Genomic DNA, 18118 nt, shown 5'->3' with positions numbered 1-18118 from the left:
CTATCTCCTCCGGCCGCTGCGTGGCGGCCGCGTACCGGGCTTTGCCCGGCCGCTGGATCGGTCGCGCCGTCCCGACTTGTGGAAGGAGCGGGTCGCCGTGGGCAGTTTTTTACCCTCGCTCAGCATTTCGAACTGGAGCGAGCCGGCAAGCGGGATGGCTTGCACGAGCTTCACATCGACGGTATCGCCGAGTTGATAACCGAGCCCAGTCCTCTCGCCCGACAGCGCCTGATGCGCCTCGTCGTAGATGAAGTAGTCGTTGCCGAGGGTAGATATAGGGATGAAACCGTCGGCACCATAGGCCGGAAGCGAGACAAATAGTCCCGCCTTCGTGACGCCGGAGACGCGGCCTTCGAATTCCTCCCCGACCCTTTCACTGAGATGATAGGCAATCAGCCGGTTTATCGTGTCACGCTCTGCCGCCATGGCGCGGCGCTCGAACGTTGAAATTTCCGCAGCAATATCGTCGAGCTGTGCCTCTTCGTCCGGCGTAATCCCGCCTTCGCCGAGACCCAGGGAGCCGACCAGCGCACGATGCACGATCAGATCTGCATAACGGCGGATCGGTGAGGTGAAATGCGCGTATTTCATCAGGTTGAGGCCGAAATGGCCGATATTCTCGGGGCTGTAGATGGCCTGGCTCTGGGAGCGCAGCACCATCTCGTTGACCATGCTCTGATGCGGCGTATCGAGCGCGCGGGCGAGGATGCCGTTGAAGGAATTGGCCCGCATCTGCCCGCCTTTGGCCATCGAAATGCCGATCGTAGCCAGAAACTCCCTCAGCGCCTCCTGTTTGGAAAGAGCCGGCGTGTCGTGAACGCGATAGACGAGCGGCTGGCGCTTCTTCTCAAGGGTCTCGGCCGCAGCGACGTTAGCCTGGATCATCATCTCCTCGATGAGCTTGTGCGCGTCGAGGCGTTCCGGAACATGAACACGGTCGACCGTGCCGTCCGGCTTCAAGATGATCTTGCGTTCGGGCATGTCCAGTTCGAGCGGCTGACGGCGCTCCCGGCCGCGTTTCAGGATGCGATAGGCGTGCCACAGGGGCTGGAGGATCGGCTCCAGCAGTGGCCCGGTCTTATCGTCAGGCTTTCCGTCGATCGCCGCTTGCGCCTGCTGGTACGAGAGCTTGGCGGCGCTCTTCATCATGACACGATGGAACGTGTGGCCGGATTTTCGGCCTTCCTTGGAGAAAACCATGCGCACGGCGAGTGCCGGCCGATCCTCGCCTTCACGAAGCGAGCAGAGATCGTTCGAGATGCGTTCAGGCAGCATCGGTACGACGCGATCCGGAAAATACACGGAATTGCCGCGCTTCAGCGCTTCCCGGTCGAGCGGCGAACCGGTGCGGACATACCAGGAAACGTCGGCTATCGCGACCGTGACGATCACGCCGTCCGGGTTGTCAGGGGAGGGGTCCGGTTCGGCGTAGACGGCGTCGTCATGGTCCTTGGCGTCGGCCGGATCGATGGTGATGAGCGGAAGATCGCGCCAATCTTCCCGTCGGGACATGGTCGCGGGCTTGGCGGCTTCTGCCTCATTGAGAACCGCCTGAGGGAAAATATGCGGGATACCGTGAGAATAAATGGCGATCATCGAGATCGCCTTCTCCGACCCGACGGAGCCGACAACGGATAGCACGCGGGCGCGGGGAAGACCGAAACGGCCTGAACGGACGACTTCCGTCTCGACCAGGTCTCCGTCCTTGGCGTCGCCGATGTCGGTGCTCTCGATCACCATTTCCTCGCCCCGCCGGTCGGTCGGCAGCAGGCGCAGTTCACCATCGGCGAGCTTTTTGACGACGCCGAGCGAGGCACCGCGGCGCTTGTCGATAACCTTGATGATCCGGGCAGTGTAGGCGGGGCCGGAGCGGTCTTTGTTCGCGAAGATTTTTGCCAGCACTCTGTCGTTGAGGCCTGCGGCCGGCGTCTTGCCCTTGCCACGGTTTTCCGAAGGCTGGCGGATGAGAACAGCGGGTGCGGCGCCCTGTTCTTCCGGCCATTCGGCGGGACGACCGATCAATTCGCCATCCTTGTCGCGAGTGGTGATGTCGAGCACCGTCACCGGGGGCAATGCGCCGGGGCGTGTCAGCGACTTGCGGTTCTTGGTGAGAAGGCCTTCATCCTCCAGCGCCCGCAAAAGATCCTTCAGCTCGACTCGGGTTTCTCCCTTGAGGCCGAAGGCTTTGGCAATCTCCCGCTTCGAAGCCTTGTCGGGGTTTTCGGCGATGAATTCGAGCAGGACCTCCCGGGGCGGCACCGCGCCGTGAATGATCACGCGCTTCTCGCCGGCGGAAGAGGTTGTCGCGCCGACAGTTCTGTCCTGTCGTTTACCGTGGTGTTTCGATCTGTCGCGCGGTTCTCTCACGTTCCCGTCTTCTTCGCCTTGGGCGCCGCCTTCTTGGCAGGCGCTTTTGCCTTTGCCTTCGGCACAGCTTTCTTGGCGCCGGTGCCCGCCTTGGCGGCTGCCTTTTTCGGCGTGGCTTTGCCTGCAGGCGCCTTGCCGCCCTTTTCAACAATCAGCGCGAGCGCCTGTTCCAGGGTGACCCCTTGCGGGTCCATGCCCTTCGGCAGAGTGGCATTCACCTTGCCCCAGTTTACGTAAGGGCCGTAGCGGCCGTCACGCACCGTGATCGATCCTCCATCGGGATGGTCGCCCAGCTCCTTCAGAGCCGCAGGTGTTCCTCGGGTTCTCCCGCCGGGACCCTTGCTCTGCTTCTCCGCAAGCACCGTCACGGCCCGGTTAAGTCCGATGGTGAAGACGTCCTCGATAGATTCAAGATTGGCATAGGTGCCGTCATGCAGGACGAAGGGACCGTAACGGCCAAGGCCGGTCGAGATCATCTTGCCGCTTTCGGGATGCTTGCCCACATCGCGCGGCAAGCTAATCAGAGCGAGCGCTTTCTCGTGATCGATCTCCTCCGGCTTCCAGCCCTTCGGCAGCGACGAGCGTTTGGCATCCTTGCCCTCGCCACGCTGGATATAGGGACCGAACCGGCCGGAACGCAGCGTCAGTTGCTCGCCGGTATGCGGGTCGGCGCCCAGTGCCTTCGGTTCGTTCAGGCCGTTCGCTTCCGCCTCCGCGCCTCCTTCGGAGGAAAGCTGGCGCGTATAGTTGCATTCCGGGTAATTCGAGCAGCCGACGAAGGCGCCGTATTTGCCGAGTTTCAGCGATAGTTGGCCGGTGCCGCAGACCTGACAGATGCGCGGGTCGCTGCCGTCCTCCCGTTTTGGGAAGACGAGGGGCGCCAAAGCCTCGTTCAGCGCATCGAGCACGTTGGTGACACGCAGCTCCTTCGTGTCTTCGATCTGAGCGAAGAAATCCTGCCAGAATTCGCGCAGGACTTGTTTCCAATCGAGTTCACCGGCGGAAATCTTGTCGAGCTTCTCTTCAAGGTCGGCGGTAAAGTCGTATTCCACGTATTTGGTGAAGAAGCTCTCGAGGAAGGCGGTTACGAGCCGGCCCTTCGCTTCGGGAACGAGCTTACGTTTGTCGACCGTCACGTATTCACGGTCGCTCAACGTCTTCAGTGTCGCGGCATAGGTGGAGGGTCGACCGATACCGAGCTCTTCCATCTTCTTGATCAGTGATGCTTCCGAATAGCGGGGCGGCGGCTCGGTGAAGTGCTGGCTGGCATTCACCTTGCTCTTGTCGAGCTTTTCGCGCGCATTGATTTCGGGAAGCCGGCCGTCGTCTTCATCATCGTCGCCCTTTTCACCATCCTCGCGTTGGTCCATATAGGCGCCAAGGAAGCCGTCGAAGCGAATGACGGAGCCCACCGCTCTGAGACCGGCCCGCTGGCCGTTGTTGTCCGCAAGGATCTCGACCGTGGTGCGCTCGATTTCGGCGGATGCCATCTGACTTGCGATCCCGCGCTTCCAGATCAGTTCGTAAAGCCGGGCCTGGTCGGCATCGAGGTAGCGGCGCACTTTGTCCGGCGAGCGGTTGAAATCGGTCGGGCGAACGGCTTCGTGCGCTTCCTGGGCGTTCTTGGCTTTGGTGGAATAGAAGCGGGGCTTTTCCGGCAGATATCGGTTTCCGAATTGGTCGGCGATAGCATGACGGGCGCCTTCAATGGCTTCGGGCGCCATCTGCACGCCGTCGGTACGCATATAGGTGATGAGACCGACGGTTTCGCCGCCTATATCCACGCCCTCATAGAGCTTCTGCGCGACCTGCATGGTGCGCGAGGCATTGAAGCCGAGATTGGAGGACGCAGCCTGCTGCAGGGTTGAAGTGGTGAAGGGCGGGCCAGGATTGCGTTTGACGGGCTTTGCCTCGACCGTGTCAACGACATAGCTGGCGCCGTCGAGGAGCGTCTTCAGCCGATTGGCGTCCTCGCCGTTCTTGATGGAGCGGTTCTGCAGGCGTTTCCCGTCGGCGGAAACGAGGCGGGCCTCGAACTCGTCCCCGCGCGGAGTGCGCAGCAAGGCGGACAGGTTCCAGTACTCTTCCGAGACGAAGCGTTCGATTTCCGATTCCCGGTCGCAGACGAGCCGCAGCGCGACGGATTGAACGCGGCCCGCCGAGCGTGCGCCCGGCAGCTTGCGCCAGAGAACCGGCGAAAGATTGAAGCCGACGAGATAATCTAGCGCACGGCGGGCGAGATAAGCATCGACCAGAGGCACGTCGATGTCGCGCGGATTGGCCATGGCATCAAGCACGGCTTTCTTGGTGATGGCGTTGAAGACGACCCGCTTGACCGGCTTGTCGCCTATCACTCGCTTTTTCTTCAGAAGATCGAGCACATGCCAGGAGATAGCTTCACCCTCGCGATCAGGGTCGGTCGCCAGAAACAGCCCGTCCGAACCCTTCACCGCGTCGGCAATATCCTTCATGCGCTTCTGGGACGCACCATCGACCTCCCAGGACATTTCGAAATCCTGGTCGGGAAGCACGGACCCGTCCTTGGCCGGAAGATCGCGCACGTGGCCGAAAGAGGCGAGAACCTTGTAGCCGGAACCGAGATACTTATTGATCGTCTTGGCTTTGGCTGGAGATTCTACAACAACAACATTCATCTTTTTTCTCTGAATAGAGGCTTCGCCCAGCAGCAGTCGCGGCCAGGCGGAAATCTTGACCTCCCGACATGGAGGGCGTTTGCCCCGCGGTCAAGAGGTGATCGACAAAATCGGGATACAACGGAGTACAACCTAAAGAAGATGTTCAGGTTGATGCAATCTTAAATAAATGCTATACGGTCGGTTGCACATGCTGCTATGCGTGGCATCCAACCCGCCGCGTGGCTCGAGGGGAATGTAACGTGGTCACTCAAAATGAGATGAACGGTCGGCGTGAGGAGAATACCAGGGAGAATAGTGCCTATATCCGGCAGATGCTTGGTGAATTGAGGCAGGTTGCTCTTGGGGAAGGGGCAGATATGCTCTGCTATCTCATCGAAATGGCCTATATCGAGGCGGGGGATGTTCAGGCCAGGCGCCGTCCCAGGTCATTCCTCCATCGCGAGCGAGACAAATCCCCCAATGTGTCGGTGTAGACGGCCGGCCAGGTCCAGCTCAAGCAAGATCAGGTAAACGCAGGAGGCGGGCAGTCCCGTATGCCGGATGATGTCATCCACCTCCACCGGCGTCGGTCCGAGCGCGGAAACGAATCCTTGCGCGGTCGTCGTCATCGGGCGGTAGCATGCTGCCGCTCGTCTTGTCCGGTTCTTCCACGACCGATCCGTCGAAAAGATCAAGCTCGGAAAGTGGCGCCAGGGCCTCGATGACGTCGGTCGAGGCGGTGGTCACGATAGCGCCCTCTTTAAGCAGGTCGTTTGTGCCGTGACACCTGGGGTCGAGCGGCGAGCCGGGAACGGCAAAGACCAGTCGACCGAAATCGGTGGCAATCCGCGCGGTGATGAGTGAGCCCGAGCGCTCTGCTGCTTCCACCACGACGACACCCAGCGAGATGCCGGCAATCAGTCGGTTGCGACGGGGGAAATCCCCTGCGCGGGGTTCCCAGCCGAAGGGCATTTCGCTCACTGCCAGGCCGGCGCGGTCGGTGATCTCGTCGAGAAGCGGACTGTTTTCCGGCGGGTAAGGCTGGTCGAGCCCTCCGGCAAGCACCGCAATCGTTCCGGTATCGAGACTGGCGCGATGCGCTGCGGTGTCGATCCCCCGAGCGAGGCCGGACGTGACTGTATAGCCTGCGCGACCGCAATCGCGGGCAATCATTGCCGCGCACTTGGCGCCAGCAATCGAGGCATTGCGTGACCCCACGACACCGACTGACGGGCGCGTTGCCGCCGAGAGGTGACCTTTGACGGCCAATTGCGGTGGGGCGCCATCGATTTGGCGAAGAGCTGGCGGGTAATCTGGTCGGCGATGCCGATAAACCGTGCGCCGTGGCGACGGGCGGCGTCGAGCTCGCTTTCTGCTTCCGCGACCGTGGCGATGCGGATCGCTCTCGCCGCACCACCGCGTTTGGAAAGTTCCGGCAACATGGCGAGAGCGTTTTCTGCGGAGCCGCAATGATTGATGAGGTCGCGAAAGGTCGCGGGGCCGACATTGTCGGAACGGATCAGCTTGAGCCAGGCGATTCTTTGTCTTTCCGTCAGCGCAATGCCAGTCAGCCTTGCGCTGCCGTCCATATCGTTATCCCTTTTGGCCGATCTTGCTTTCCGTACCGGCCATCAACCGCTTGATATTGGTTTCGTGCTTCCACCAGGAGATGACTGTCATGATCGCCATGATCAGTGCAATCTTCGGCTCATCTATGAACCACAGCACAACCGGGATGACGAGAGTTGCAACCAGAGCGGACAGCGAGGAGTATTTGCTGAGCTTCGCGGTTGCAAGCCAGATCGCAGCGAAGACGAGAACCATCATCGGCGCCACGCCGAGCAGGGTGCCGATATAGGTGGCGACGCCCTTGCCGCCCTTGAAACCCAGCCAGACGGGGAAGAGGTGCCCCAGAAAGGCTGCAAATCCCGCCAGCAGCCCCGCTTCTTCACCGAAGAAATACCAACCGATCACGGCCGCGGCCGTGGCCTTCAGAGCATCGAGCAAAAGAGTTGCCGCCGCGAGCTTTTTGTTGCCGGTGCGCAGAACGTTTGTCGCGCCGATATTGCCGGAACCGATCGACCGGATATCGCCGAGGCCCGCCGCTTGGGTGAGGATGAGGCCGAAGGGAATGGAGCCTAGCAGGTAGCCGAAGACGAGCACTGCAATTGCGATAGGCAGCGTGATCTGCCAGTTGAATAGCTCACTCAAGCATCGTCCCCCATCAAAGCGAATGTACGCATTTGCCCGCCACGTAGGTCGCCATGGCGCGACCTGAGAAACGCGCGTCTTCAAAAGGCGTGTTCTTCGAACGGGACAAAAGCATATCCTTCGATACGATCCAAGGCTCGTCGAGATCGATGAGCGTGATATCAGCTTTGGCCCCCGGTTTCAGCGTACCGGCGTCGAGGCCGAAAATCTGCGCCGGACGGGTCGACATGGCGTCGATCAGGCGCATCAACGGCACCCGGCCGTCGTGATGCAGCCGGAGGGCCGCGGCGAGCATCGTCTCAAGCCCGATCGCGCCGTCGGCGGCATCCGCAAAAGGAAGGCGCTTGGTGTCGACGTCCTGCGGGTCGTGCGAGGACACGATGATGTCGATCGTGCCGTCGGCAATTGCATCGGCCATCGCAACGCGATCGTCCTCGGAGCGCAGCGGCGGCGAAAGCTTGAAGAACGTCCGGTATTCGCCGATGTCGTTTTCGTTGAGCGACAAATGATTGATCGATACGCCGCAGGTGACCTTCGCGCCGCGCGAGCGAGCGACACGGACCGCCTCAGCCGATTCCGCCACGGAGATCTTGGCCGCATGATACTTCGCACCGGTCAGGCCGGCGATTCGTAAATCGCGCTCGAGCGGAATGATCTCCGCTTCCTTCGGCACGCCCGACAGACCGAGCCAACTCGCGAACAGACCCTCGTTCATGACCCCGTTGCCGAGATATCGTTCCCGTAATTCGAGAGCTATGACCGCATCGAATTCCCGCGCATAGGTCATGGCGCGGCGAAGAAGCAGGCTGTCGGAAAGGCCATGGCGACCGTTGGTGAAGGCAACCGCACCGGACTGCTGCAACAGCCCGATCTCGGTCATCTCTTGGCCGGCAAGTCCTTTGGTCAGCGCTGCGGCCGGATGAACGTTGACCAGCGCCTTGTCGCGCGCCGTCTTCTGTACGAACTCGATCAGCGCGATATCGTCCAGCACCGGATGGGTGTCCGGCATCATGATGAAGGAGGTGACGCCTCCGGCGGCTGCCGCACGGCTCGCCGATTCGATCGTCTCGGTGTGCTCGGCGCCCGGCTCGCCGACGTAAACGCGGGCGTCAACGAGTCCCGGCGTCGCGACAAGACCCAGGCAATCCTTGATCGTTGCGCCTTCCGGCGCGCCCTGGTTCTGAGCGTCCTTGCCGGCGGCGAGGATGCGGCCGTCGTCGCCGATTAGAATCGTGCCGGTCTCATCAAGATTACGTGAGGGGTCGATGATGCGGAGGTTCTTCAGAACAGTCGCGGTCATGCGCGCTCTCCCTGGTTATGCGAGACGAGCAAGGTCTCCATCACCGCCATGCGCACCGCGACCCCCATTTCCACCTGTTGCTCTATGACGCTCTGCGGTCCGTCCGCCACTTCGGAGGCAATCTCAACGCCGCGGTTCATCGGGCCGGGATGCATGACGAGTGCGTCCTCTTTGGCCGCCTTGAGTTTTTCCGCGTCGAGACCGTAGAAGCGGAAATATTCGCGCACGGAGGGTACGAACGCCCCGGCCATGCGCTCTCGCTGAAGCCTGAGCATCATTACCACATCGGCATCCTTCAGGCCTTCCTCCATCGAGTGGAAGACCTCCACGCCCATCTCCCGGATGCCGGAGGGCAAAAGCGTCGACGGCGCGACCACCCGAACCCGAGCGCCCATCGCGTTGAGCAGAAGGATATTGGAGCGGGCGACGCGCGAGTGCAGCACGTCGCCACAGATCGCCACGATGATGCGCGACAGCTTTCCCTTGGCGCGGCGGATCGTCAACGCGTCGAGCAGGGCCTGGGTCGGGTGTTCGTGCTGACCATCGCCGGCATTGACGACCGAGCAGGCCACCTTCTGTGCAAGCAGTGCGGCCGCACCCGCCGAGGAATGGCGCAGCACCAAAACGTCGGGACGCATCGCATTGAGCGTCATCGCCGTGTCGATCAGGGTCTCGCCTTTTTTTACCGACGAATTGCCCACCGACATGTTCATCACATCGGCGCCAAGCCGTTTGCCGGCGAGTTCGAATGAGGATTGGGTGCGTGTAGAGGCCTCGAAGAAGAGATTGATTTGCGTGAGGCCGCGTAAGGTCGACGTCTTCTTTTCCCGCTGGCGGGAAATCTTCACGGCCTCATCGGCCTTGTCGAGAAGAAAGGTGATGTCCTGTTCGGTAAGGCCCTTGATGCCAAGGAGATGGCGATGGGGGAAGAAGACCATAAGATCATGTCTCCGCTTGCGTTCGGCGGTCTATAAGGTCTGATGGTGAAGGTCGCAAGCGGCAGAAGAGTTATCTCACCACTTGTTCGGGCCGTGCCGGCAGATCTTCTCTGCCCCCGTCGCGGCCTTTTGTGCAGAACGACCGAAATCGTTAAAGGCTGCCGTTTCCAGACTCTGTAACTTCCGCTAGAACCGCCTCATGAACCAGATATCGCGCGCCGAAGAAAAATTTGTCGAACTGAACCAGCCGAAACCCTGGTCGGGGATCAATGCGTATCGATCCGATCCGTTGGTTGTCGACCTGACGAGTGGCCTGCATCGTACGGTTCGGGAGGAATACGACCAGCTGGGCCGTTACGTGACTTCGCCGGAGGCGCAGGAACTTGCGCGCATGGCGAACGAGAATCCGCCGAAGCTCAAGACCCATGGCCCGCGTGGCGAGCGGCTGGACACCGTGGAGTTTCACCCGGCTTGGCATGCGCTGATGCGCCGCTCGATGCAGGCGGGACTGCATTCCTCCGTCTGGGAAAACATACCGGAAGCCAAGGGCCATGAGCACAAGGCGCGCGCAACGCGCTTCTATCTGACGGCGCAGCTCGAATGCGGCCATCTTTGCCCGCTGACGATGACCAGCGCCTCGGTCGCGGCCCTGATGGCCTCTTCGCGCGTCCAGAAGGAATGGGCGCCGAAGATCCTGTCGCGCAAATACGATTCGACGAATCGCCCGGCGCTGCAGAAAACCGCCGTCACACTTGGCATGGGCATGACGGAGAAACAGGGCGGTACGGATGTACGCGCCAATCGTTCGACCGCCGAGCGGGTGGGAGAGGGCATTTACCGGCTTTCCGGCCACAAGTGGTTCATGTCGGCACCGATGAGCGACGGCTTCGTCATGTTGGCCAAGACGAACGAGGGCATCGGCTGCTTCCTTGTTCCGCGTCTTCTGGAAGACGGATCGGCGAACGGCCTGCAGTTTCAGCGGCTCAAGGACAAGCTCGGCAACCGCTCGAACGCGTCGTCGGAAGTCGAATTCACCGATGCCTTCGGTTATCTGCTCGGCGATCCGGGCGCCGGTATCCGCACCATCCTCGACATGGTGACGCTGACGCGGCTCGATTGCGCCCTGGCATCCGCTGGTATTATGCGGGCTTCGCTGGCCGAGGCGGTGCACCATTGCCGGGGCCGCGGTGTCTTCGGCAAAAAGCTGATCGACCAGCCTTTGATGACGCGTGTATTGGCCGACATGGCCCTGGATGTCGCAGCGGCGACGGCACTCAGTTTCAGGCTGGCCGATGCCTTCGACCGCGCCGCCTCCGATCCGGCGGACGCTGCCTTTGCCCGTGTCATGACCCCTGTGGTCAAATACTGGAACTGCAAGCTGGCGCCCTCGCTCATCTACGAGGCGATGGAGTGCCTGGGCGGCAACGGTTATGTCGAAGAGAGGCCGATCGCTCGTCACTACCGCGAGGCTCCGGTCAACGCGATATGGGAAGGCTCCGGCAACGTAATGGCGCTCGACGTGCTGCGTGTGCTGTCGCGCGGCAAGGACCTGTTCAACACGGTGCTCGCCGGTTTCGAGCGCGATCTCGGTGCGTCCGGCAGAAAGACGGTGGAGGTGCTCCGCGCCGCCATGGCGCTCTGCGAAACCGATGAGGGGGCGGCGCGCCTCCTGGTCGAGCAGCTGGCTCTCGCAGCCGGTGCATCCGAACTCATGCGCCTCGGCGCGGGCAAGATCGCCGATGCGTTTCTTGAAACCCGATTGGCGGGCGGCTGGCGTTCGACCTACGGCATGCTTGATGCGAGATTCGATGCCCGCTACATCATCGATCTTCTTTATCCCGCGGCAAGCTGACTGGCAGCGATCATCACCAGCGGGATGGTGAAGAACGAGGCGACCGTCTGCACCGTTGCGGTGGCGGCATAAAGGTCCGCGTCGCCGCCCATCTTCTTGGCGAGCAGATATCCGTTCATGGCCGTCGGCACACTTGCGCTCAAGGCGAGCAGCACGAGCGTTTCGCCGCCGACATGGCAAAGAATTGCCAAGCCGACCATGACTGCCGGGAACATCAAGAGCTTCAGCGCGGTGCCGAGCATCACCATGGCGCCTGGCTTGAGGGCATCGGCGATCCGCAGACCGGCGCCGACGGCGATCAGGCCAAGGCTTAGTGATGCCTGCGAGACGAGCCCGACCGTCACCATCAACGGCTGATAGATCGGGATGTGCAGAAGATTGACGACGATGCCGGCAACGCTGCTGAAAATCAGCGGATTGGTCACGATGCGAAGGGCAAATATCCGATATCCCTGCCATCGACCGGAAAACCAGAGCAGCACCGAGACGTTGATCAGGTTGATGGGCACGATGATCGCTGCCATGATGACAGCGATTATCGCAATCCCCTCAGTTCCAAAAACTTTCTGACCGATTGCAAGAGCGACAAACGCATTCCAGCGGGTCGAGCACTGGAAAAGCGAACTGAAGGCCGGCGCGCCAACGCCGGCTCGGCGAAGGACTGGCCAAAGAGCCAGAACCAGGCCCGCCATCAGTATCACCGCGCCGTTCGATACCGCGCCGATCAATCCTATATCGATTTTCGTGAAGTCTGCGGTCGCCAGCGTATAAAAAAGCAGGGCCGGAAACAGGACGTAGTAGCCCAGTTGCTCAAGCCCGTCCCAAAGCGTCGCATTGATGAAGGAACTTCGCTTCAAGGCCGCACCGAGTAACACCAGAAGGAAGATCGGCAGGATACTTTCGAATATCAGGAGCATTTGCCAGTAAGGGATCGAGGAGGTGTTCCCCTCGTTAGTCCCTCGCAAGCCCTTGTGCAATCAGACAGTTGCTGAACGGCATATCATAATGCGCCGCAATCTTGTGCATGGCTCTTCGGACGGCTTGCAGTGCCCGGAGCCCCGCTTTATCGCGATGACAAGCTCAATTGGTACAGGCGACAGATGCTCCAGATCCCCGAAGTCACGGCGCAGGCAAGTCCGGCTGCAAAAGTGCGCAATCGCGCCAGCACGGAACGCGCGATCTTTCTCGCTGCGCGTGATCTTCTGGCGGAACAGGGATTCCAGGGCTTCGGCATCAATGCCATCGCCCGCAAGGCCGGTTGCGACAAACAACTTATCTACCGCTACTACGGCGGCCTCGAAGGTTTGATCGAGGCAATCGGCGCTGATCTCGGCACCTGGGTCAAGGAACGGATACCGGAAGACACCGGCGGCATGTTCCTGCTGACCTATGGCGACCTGATGGAGAAGCTTGCGATCTATTTCATGGAGGCGCTGCGCGACGATCCACTCGTCTGCAAGATCGTTGCCTGGGAGGTCTCGCAGGACACGCCGCAGGTCCGCCGCCTCTCGGAAGCCCGAACGAAGGCTCTCGGCAAATGGCTGGACCGGATGCGGGGATCGCTGACACCGCCAAAGGGTGTCGACGCCACGACCACCAACGCGATCCTGTTTGCCGCAATCCAGCATCTTGTGATTTCGGCCGCCGTGAGCGGGCAGTTCGCCGGCGTTGCGCTGCGCACCAACAAGGATTGGGACAAGGTCGCGGGCGCCATCTCCCGCCTGGTCCGCGCCATCTATGGCTGATCGACTTTTCCACAGTCCCGCCTCTTCGAATTAACCATGCGCCGCGGTTTCCGTTGCGGTAAATCTCTGGCCCTCTAAGTTTGACGTTAACGCATCATTAACCAAAGATGATCGGGACGCGGACGACATGGGAACTGCAGTAAGGGGTAAGGCATTGCTGGTCGCCATGACCGCAATCTTCGCCATGCTGGCACTGAATATTGCCGTTCCGGCTGTGGTTTTGAGTGTCATGGCGCTAACGAGATGGCTCATGGCGCCGGAGATGTATCCGGTCGAGCCGAGGGGGAGGACCGCATGAAGTGGTTCCTGATTTTATGGGCCGGGCCTGTCTTGCTGCTGACCAGCTGGTACGGGCTCTCCTACTACGACATGAGCTTCGGCTTCTTCATGCTGACGCGTCAGACGCATGATCTGGTCTTTCAGATATACGGGCATGTCCTGGGCATACCGCCGGAGACCATTCCCCCGCTGGTGGCCCGTGCCATCGCATTCGACAGTCTGATCGTTTTTGCGATCATCGGGTTCCGCAAGCGCCGGCAGATTGCTGCCTGGTGGCGTCAGCGTCAGACGTCACGGGAGGAGATTTCCCTGCCGAGCGAGGAAAGTCTGTCGAGAGCTCCCTGAAGAATGAAGCTTGCCGCAGCGGAATCGATCCGCTCGGCCCGCTTTGCCCGGGAAACATCCATTTCAAGAAGCGCCCGCTCGGCCGCGACGGTGGAAAGCCGTTCGTCCCAGAAGACAAAGGGAATGGGGGTCTTTTCGCCCATGGAACGCACGAAGGCCCGGGTTGCCTGGACGCGAGGCCCGGACGAACCGTCCATGTTTACCGGCAGGCCGATGATGAAAGCCGCCACCTTTTCCTTTTCCGCGAAATTCAGCATCAGTTCCGCGTCCTTGGTGAATTTCACCCGCCTGATGACCGGGCGAGGAGAGGCGAAACGCCGGCCGATGTCCGACATGGCAAGCCCGATCGTCTTGGTGCCGAGATCGATGCCGGCGATTGCCTGTGCGGGCTCGAGGGCTTCGGCCAGTTCCTCGATCGTCATCACTGCCATTTGCTCTCCGTTCCCTGTGGTGAAGCGGCCGCTGGTTCCTCGCGCCGCCCCTTTCCTTTAGCTCCATATCAGCTATCTGTCGTTACCATGTTGACCCGTATAGCAGGAGTAATTTCATGAAGCTGACCTGGCTCGGCCATTCCGCCTTTCGCCTAGAAACCGCAAAGGCGAAGATACTGATCGACCCATTTTTCACAGGGAATCCCGCCTTTAGCGGGCAGGATGCAAAAGCCGCGGCAGAGGGAGTGACCCATATTCTGCTGACCCACGGCCATGGCGATCACGTCGGCGATACCGTCAGGATTGCTAAGGAAACCGGCGCAACGGTTCTCGCCAATGCCGACCTTGCCGCATGGCTCGGTAGCAAGGGCGTCGAAAAGCTTGAAATGGGCAATACCGGTGGAACGGTGGCCTTTGACGGCTTTACCGCCACCTTCACTCAGGCGCACCATTCTTCTGCGCAGATCACCGAGGACGGCGTTTCCCATAGCCTCGGCAATGCAAATGGACTGATGCTGCATTTTGACGACGAACCGTCCGTGCTGCATATGGGCGATACCGACATTTTCACCGATATGGGGCTGATCAACGAACTGCACCAGCCGGATATCGGCATCGTGCCGATCGGAGACCGGTTCACCATGGGCGGAGCCGTCGCCGCGCTTGCCTGCCAACGCTTCTTCGATTTCAAGCACGCCATTCCCTGCCACTACGGAAGCTTCCCCATCATCGACCAGACGCCGGAAAAATTCGTCAAAGGCATGGAAGGCACCCGCACCCGCGTGGAAACGCCGTCCGTGGGGGGCAGCCTGAGCTACTGAGGCTTGGTCGAGCGGGGAGGGGCTGCGCGTTGAGCTGGGGCGCGTTATCCTGTTGCGAAGGGCGGGCGTGGCCATTATAGCGGGGAGGATTTTTCTTGCCCGGAGTTATGCCATGTCCGTCGATCTCGCCACTGTGAAGCGCGTTGCGCGCCTTGCCCGCATTGCGGTCACCGAGGAAGATGCCAATCGCATGGTCGGCGAGCTGAACGGTATCCTCGGCTTTGTCGAGCAGCTCGGCGAAGTCGACGTCGCCGGTGTCGAGCCGATGACTTCCGTGACCCCGATGGACATGCGCAAGCGCACCGACAATGTCACAGATGGCGACAAGGCGGACGACATCGTGGCCAATGCGCCGTCCACCGACTACAATTTCTTCCTGGTGCCGAAGGTCGTCGAGTGAGCGCGGACAGCGCCGCTTCTCTCCTTTTCACGTATTCGAACATTTTGAAGAGACCATGACCGAACTCACCAGCCTCACCATTGCCGAAGCCCGCGAAAAACTGAAGGCCAAGGAATTGACGTCCGTCGAGCTGACGAAGGCTTATCTCGATGCGATTGAAGCGGCAAACGGCGTGCTGAACGCCTATGTGGCCGTCACGCCGGAAAAGGCCCTGGATATGGCCAAGGCTTCGGATGAGCGCCGAGCTGCCGGCCAGGTCGGCGCTCTGGAGGGCATTCCGCTCGGCATCAAGGATCTTTTCGCCACCCGCGACGTCCATACTCAAGCCTGCTCGCATATCCTCGACGGTTTCAAACCGAAATATGAATCGACCGTGTCTCAGAACCTCTGGGACGATGGCGCCGTCATGCTGGGCAAGCTCAACATGGACGAGTTCGCCATGGGCTCCTCCAACGAGACGTCGCATTACGGTGCGGTGATCAACCCATGGAAGGCCGAGGGCTCCAATCAGCAGCTGGTGCCGGGCGGCTCGTCCGGTGGTTCGGCCGCGGCCGTTGCGGCACATCTTTGCGCCGGCGCGACGGCGACCGATACCGGCGGCTCGATCCGCCAGCCGGCAGCCTTCACCGGCACCGTGGGCATCAAGCCCACCTATGGCCGCTGCTCCCGCTGGGGTATCGTCGCTTTCGCCTCTTCACTGGATCAGGCAGGCCCCATTGCCCGTGACGTGCGGGATGCCGCGATCATGTTGAAATCCATGGCAAGCGTCGACGCCAAGGACACGACCTCGGTCGATCTGCCAGTGCCGGATTACGAGGCCGCGCTCGGCCAGTCGCTGAAGGGCATGAAGATCGGCATTCCCAGGGAATACCGTGTCGACGGCATGCCGGATGAAATCGAAAAGCTCTGGCAGCAGGGCATCGCCTGGCTGAAGGATGCCGGCGCCGAGATTGTCGACATTACCCTGCCGCACACCAAATACGCACTTCCGGCCTATTACATCGTGGCACCGGCGGAAGCCTCTTCGAACCTCGCTCGCTACGACGGCGTGCGCTACGGCCTGCGCGTCGACGGCAAGGACATCGTCGACATGTACGAAAAGACTCGCGCCGCCGGCTTCGGTACGGAAGTCAAGCGCCGCATCATGATCGGCACCTATGTTCTGTCTGCCGGTTACTACGATGCGTATTACCTGCAGGCGCAGAAGGTCCGCACCCTCATCAAGCGCGACTTCGAACTCGTCTTCGATGCCGGCGTCGATGCCATCTTGACGCCCGCTACCCCGTCCTCCGCTTTCGGTGTCGCCGACGAGGATCTGGCTTCCGATCCGGTGAAGATGTATCTGAATGACATCTTCACCGTGACCGTGAACATGGCTGGCCTGCCGGGCATTGCCGTTCCCGCCGGTCTGGACCACAAGGGCCTGCCGCTCGGTCTGCAGCTGATCGGCAAACCCTTTGAGGAAGAAACGCTGTTCCGCACTGCCCATGTCATCGAACAGGCCGCCGGTCGGTTCACGCCGGCAAAGTGGTGGTAAGCGGTCTTAAAATCCGGAAAATGATAATCGCCGATCACCACGTGGTCGGCGAAGTCGGTTTTGCGGCCTGGTCCGCCAGTGATGCGTTCGAGGAGAGTTATCTCGATCCCGAGGTAGTTGCCCGGGTAAAACATGAGTTCGCGATCTTTCCGTCAGAAGGTGGCGCCGAGATCCATGTCGCGGAGCTGGATGGAGAGATTGTCGGTTGGGGCGCGCGCGAAAACGCACCGAATTATGTGTCGGATCTTTGGGTTCGCCCGGATCGCCAGGGCCGCGGTGTCGGTCGGTCGCTGCTCCTTCATCTTTGCGACGTGATCGCAGCGGAAGGTCTTCGGACGGTTCGCCTCGATACCCATGCAAAGAATTTCGGCGCCATCCGTCTCTATGAGCGTTGCGGCTTTGCTATTGTCTGGCGCGGTTTTGAACATTCCAAAGCCATGGGCGTCGAGCTGGAAAAGGTGCATCTGGAAAAGATGCTTGGCCGCCCTTAACGGAGGAGGAAACGGTCATGGTGAACTCAGATTTGGCAAAATTGGTCGCGGCCTTCGACCGTCTTGCGGCTGCCGGCTTCACAATGGGCGCGGATTGGCAGGCGGTCCATGAAATCTGCCAGGCTCACGAGGGCGAAAAGCCCTTCGACTGGGGCCACGCGCTCTGCCATCGCATCGAAGGCGACGACTGGAATGCGGACTACTGGTATCGCCGCGCCGGTAAAGCACGTGTGGGAACGGTCGCCGAGGAATGGTCGGCGATGAAGGCGGATTTGCTGGCTTGATAGGCGGTGGGCCCAGATGCCGCCGTTATCTTCTCATCTATCCCAGCGGGAACGCGGACGGTCCCGGTCGTCGTCGCGGCGGTCGTTGCTGTCCGAGGACGTATCCCCCTGTAGCCGGTCAAGCACCTGCAGGAGGAGATCGGCGCAGTCTTTCGCCGGCTCTCCGTCTGGGCAGCGAAGATCGATGGTCGTACGGCCTGTCTCGATCCGGAAGCGCGCCCCTCTCTCACGGAGCGGAGGATGCATCCGCCATTCGCCTTTGACCGTATCCTGATCCTGTTCGGCCGGTGCTGCGGGCGGTGGCGCGTCGCGGGGAGGCGCATCCGCCTGGGGCGGGGAACTCGGTGGCGTCTCAGGGGTCTGTTGAGCATAGGGCACGCTCGCCGAAAAGGAGAGGGCGGCGGCTGTGGTGAGGGCAAGCAGTTTCATTTGGAGGCCTCCAGATCCAGATGCTCGATCAACACGACCGGGGTTGGTTTGT

At 60.9% G+C, this 18118-nt stretch carries 18 protein-coding genes and 1 pseudogene; 10 read left to right on the top strand and 9 right to left on the bottom strand.

What is annotated here, in order from left to right; genetic code table 11:
* Positions 1–2367 carry a ribonuclease R gene (gene rnr, locus C5L12_RS09935; protein ID WP_105371892.1) on the bottom strand — a complete coding sequence of 789 codons (2367 nt, stop codon included), beginning with the start codon at positions 2365–2367 and terminating at the stop codon, positions 1–3.
* Positions 2364–5021 (bottom strand): type I DNA topoisomerase, encoded by a 2658-nt coding sequence (gene topA / locus C5L12_RS09930; RefSeq protein ID WP_105371891.1) that lies wholly within the window; start codon positions 5019–5021, stop codon positions 2364–2366. Before topA ends, rnr begins: the two co-directional genes overlap by 4 nt.
* Before the next feature lie 242 nt (positions 5022–5263).
* Between topA and C5L12_RS09925 the strand changes: the two genes are divergently transcribed.
* Entirely contained in the window at positions 5264–5497 is a 234-nt protein-coding gene (locus C5L12_RS09925; protein ID WP_425350767.1) for a hypothetical protein, read from the top strand.
* On the opposite strand, the pseudogene dprA reads toward C5L12_RS09925, so the two are convergent.
* The 4 genes and pseudogenes from dprA to C5L12_RS09905 all read right to left on the bottom strand — a co-directional run bounded on the left by dprA (position 5450) and on the right by C5L12_RS09905 (position 9452).
* Positions 5450–6592, bottom strand: a pseudogene (gene dprA / locus C5L12_RS09920) (DNA-processing protein DprA). The gene C5L12_RS09925 and the pseudogene dprA sit on opposite strands and share 48 nt — an antisense overlap.
* 4 nt (positions 6593–6596) lie before the next feature.
* Positions 6597–7214 carry a glycerol-3-phosphate 1-O-acyltransferase PlsY gene (gene plsY, locus C5L12_RS09915; RefSeq protein ID WP_105371889.1) on the bottom strand — a complete coding sequence of 206 codons (618 nt, stop codon included), beginning with the start codon at positions 7212–7214 and terminating at the stop codon, positions 6597–6599.
* A gap of 13 nt (positions 7215–7227) precedes the next feature.
* Entirely contained in the window at positions 7228–8514 is a 1287-nt protein-coding gene (locus C5L12_RS09910; protein WP_105371888.1) for a dihydroorotase, read from the bottom strand.
* Positions 8511–9452, bottom strand: coding sequence for an aspartate carbamoyltransferase catalytic subunit (locus C5L12_RS09905; RefSeq protein WP_105371887.1), 942 nt, complete (start codon positions 9450–9452; stop codon positions 8511–8513). Before C5L12_RS09905 ends, C5L12_RS09910 begins: the two co-directional genes overlap by 4 nt.
* 199 nt (positions 9453–9651) lie before the next feature.
* Between C5L12_RS09905 and C5L12_RS09900 the strand changes: the two genes are divergently transcribed.
* Positions 9652–11304 (top strand): acyl-CoA dehydrogenase family protein, encoded by a 1653-nt coding sequence (locus C5L12_RS09900; RefSeq protein ID WP_105371886.1) that lies wholly within the window; start codon positions 9652–9654, stop codon positions 11302–11304.
* Here the strand turns inward: C5L12_RS09900 and C5L12_RS09895 are convergent.
* On the bottom strand, positions 11286–12221 hold the full coding sequence (locus C5L12_RS09895; RefSeq protein WP_105371885.1) for an AEC family transporter: 936 nt from the start codon (positions 12219–12221) through the stop codon (positions 11286–11288). The two genes, C5L12_RS09900 and C5L12_RS09895, sit on opposite strands and share 19 nt — an antisense overlap.
* A gap of 183 nt (positions 12222–12404) precedes the next feature.
* Here C5L12_RS09895 and C5L12_RS09890 point away from each other — a divergent pair, with 183 nt between their 5' ends.
* The 3 genes from C5L12_RS09890 to C5L12_RS09885 all read left to right on the top strand — a co-directional run bounded on the left by C5L12_RS09890 (position 12405) and on the right by C5L12_RS09885 (position 13673).
* Positions 12405–13049 carry a TetR/AcrR family transcriptional regulator gene (locus tag C5L12_RS09890; RefSeq protein ID WP_105371884.1) on the top strand — a complete coding sequence of 215 codons (645 nt, stop codon included), beginning with the start codon at positions 12405–12407 and terminating at the stop codon, positions 13047–13049.
* A 127-nt stretch (positions 13050–13176) separates the two neighbouring features.
* Positions 13177–13347 (top strand): hypothetical protein, encoded by a 171-nt coding sequence (locus tag C5L12_RS28395; RefSeq protein WP_165924139.1) that lies wholly within the window; start codon positions 13177–13179, stop codon positions 13345–13347.
* A complete protein-coding gene (locus C5L12_RS09885) occupies positions 13344–13673 on the top strand; it encodes a DUF6105 family protein (protein ID WP_105371883.1) in 330 nt (109 codons plus the stop codon). Before C5L12_RS28395 ends, C5L12_RS09885 begins: the two co-directional genes overlap by 4 nt.
* On the opposite strand, the gene ruvX is transcribed toward C5L12_RS09885, so the two are convergent.
* Positions 13613–14104 (bottom strand): Holliday junction resolvase RuvX, encoded by a 492-nt coding sequence (ruvX, locus tag C5L12_RS09880; RefSeq protein ID WP_105371882.1) that lies wholly within the window; start codon positions 14102–14104, stop codon positions 13613–13615. The genes C5L12_RS09885 and ruvX overlap by 61 nt on opposite strands.
* Positions 14105–14220: 116 nt before the next feature.
* On the opposite strand from ruvX, the gene C5L12_RS09875 reads away from it, so the two are divergent.
* From C5L12_RS09875 to C5L12_RS09855, 5 genes are all read left to right on the top strand, one after another.
* Positions 14221–14925, top strand: coding sequence for a metal-dependent hydrolase (locus C5L12_RS09875; RefSeq protein WP_105371881.1), 705 nt, complete (start codon positions 14221–14223; stop codon positions 14923–14925).
* A 112-nt stretch (positions 14926–15037) separates the two neighbouring features.
* Positions 15038–15325, top strand: a complete 288-nt coding sequence (gene gatC / locus C5L12_RS09870) for an Asp-tRNA(Asn)/Glu-tRNA(Gln) amidotransferase subunit GatC (protein ID WP_105371880.1) — start codon at positions 15038–15040, stop codon at positions 15323–15325.
* 55 nt (positions 15326–15380) lie between these two features.
* Positions 15381–16862, top strand: coding sequence for an Asp-tRNA(Asn)/Glu-tRNA(Gln) amidotransferase subunit GatA (gene gatA, locus C5L12_RS09865; protein WP_105371879.1), 1482 nt, complete (start codon positions 15381–15383; stop codon positions 16860–16862).
* A 20-nt stretch (positions 16863–16882) separates the two neighbouring features.
* The gene (locus tag C5L12_RS09860) at positions 16883–17353 is read left to right on the top strand and encodes a GNAT family N-acetyltransferase (protein ID WP_105371878.1); all 471 of its coding nucleotides are present in this window, start codon (positions 16883–16885) and stop codon (positions 17351–17353) included.
* 17 nt (positions 17354–17370) lie between these two features.
* On the top strand, positions 17371–17637 hold the full coding sequence (locus C5L12_RS09855; protein ID WP_105371877.1) for a hypothetical protein: 267 nt from the start codon (positions 17371–17373) through the stop codon (positions 17635–17637).
* 33 nt (positions 17638–17670) lie between these two features.
* Here the strand turns inward: C5L12_RS09855 and C5L12_RS09850 are convergent, their stop codons facing one another.
* Complete coding sequence (locus tag C5L12_RS09850; RefSeq protein ID WP_205839328.1) at positions 17671–18066, bottom strand: hypothetical protein; 396 nt, start codon at positions 18064–18066, stop codon at positions 17671–17673.
* Positions 18067–18118 lie beyond the last annotated feature (52 nt).

The organism is Neorhizobium huautlense (assembly GCF_002968575.1).
GTDB classification, from domain to species: Bacteria; Pseudomonadota; Alphaproteobacteria; order Rhizobiales; family Rhizobiaceae; genus Neorhizobium; species Neorhizobium huautlense.
Note: the sequence above shows the minus strand (reverse complement) of the source record. Positions and strands in the feature narration are given on the sequence as shown.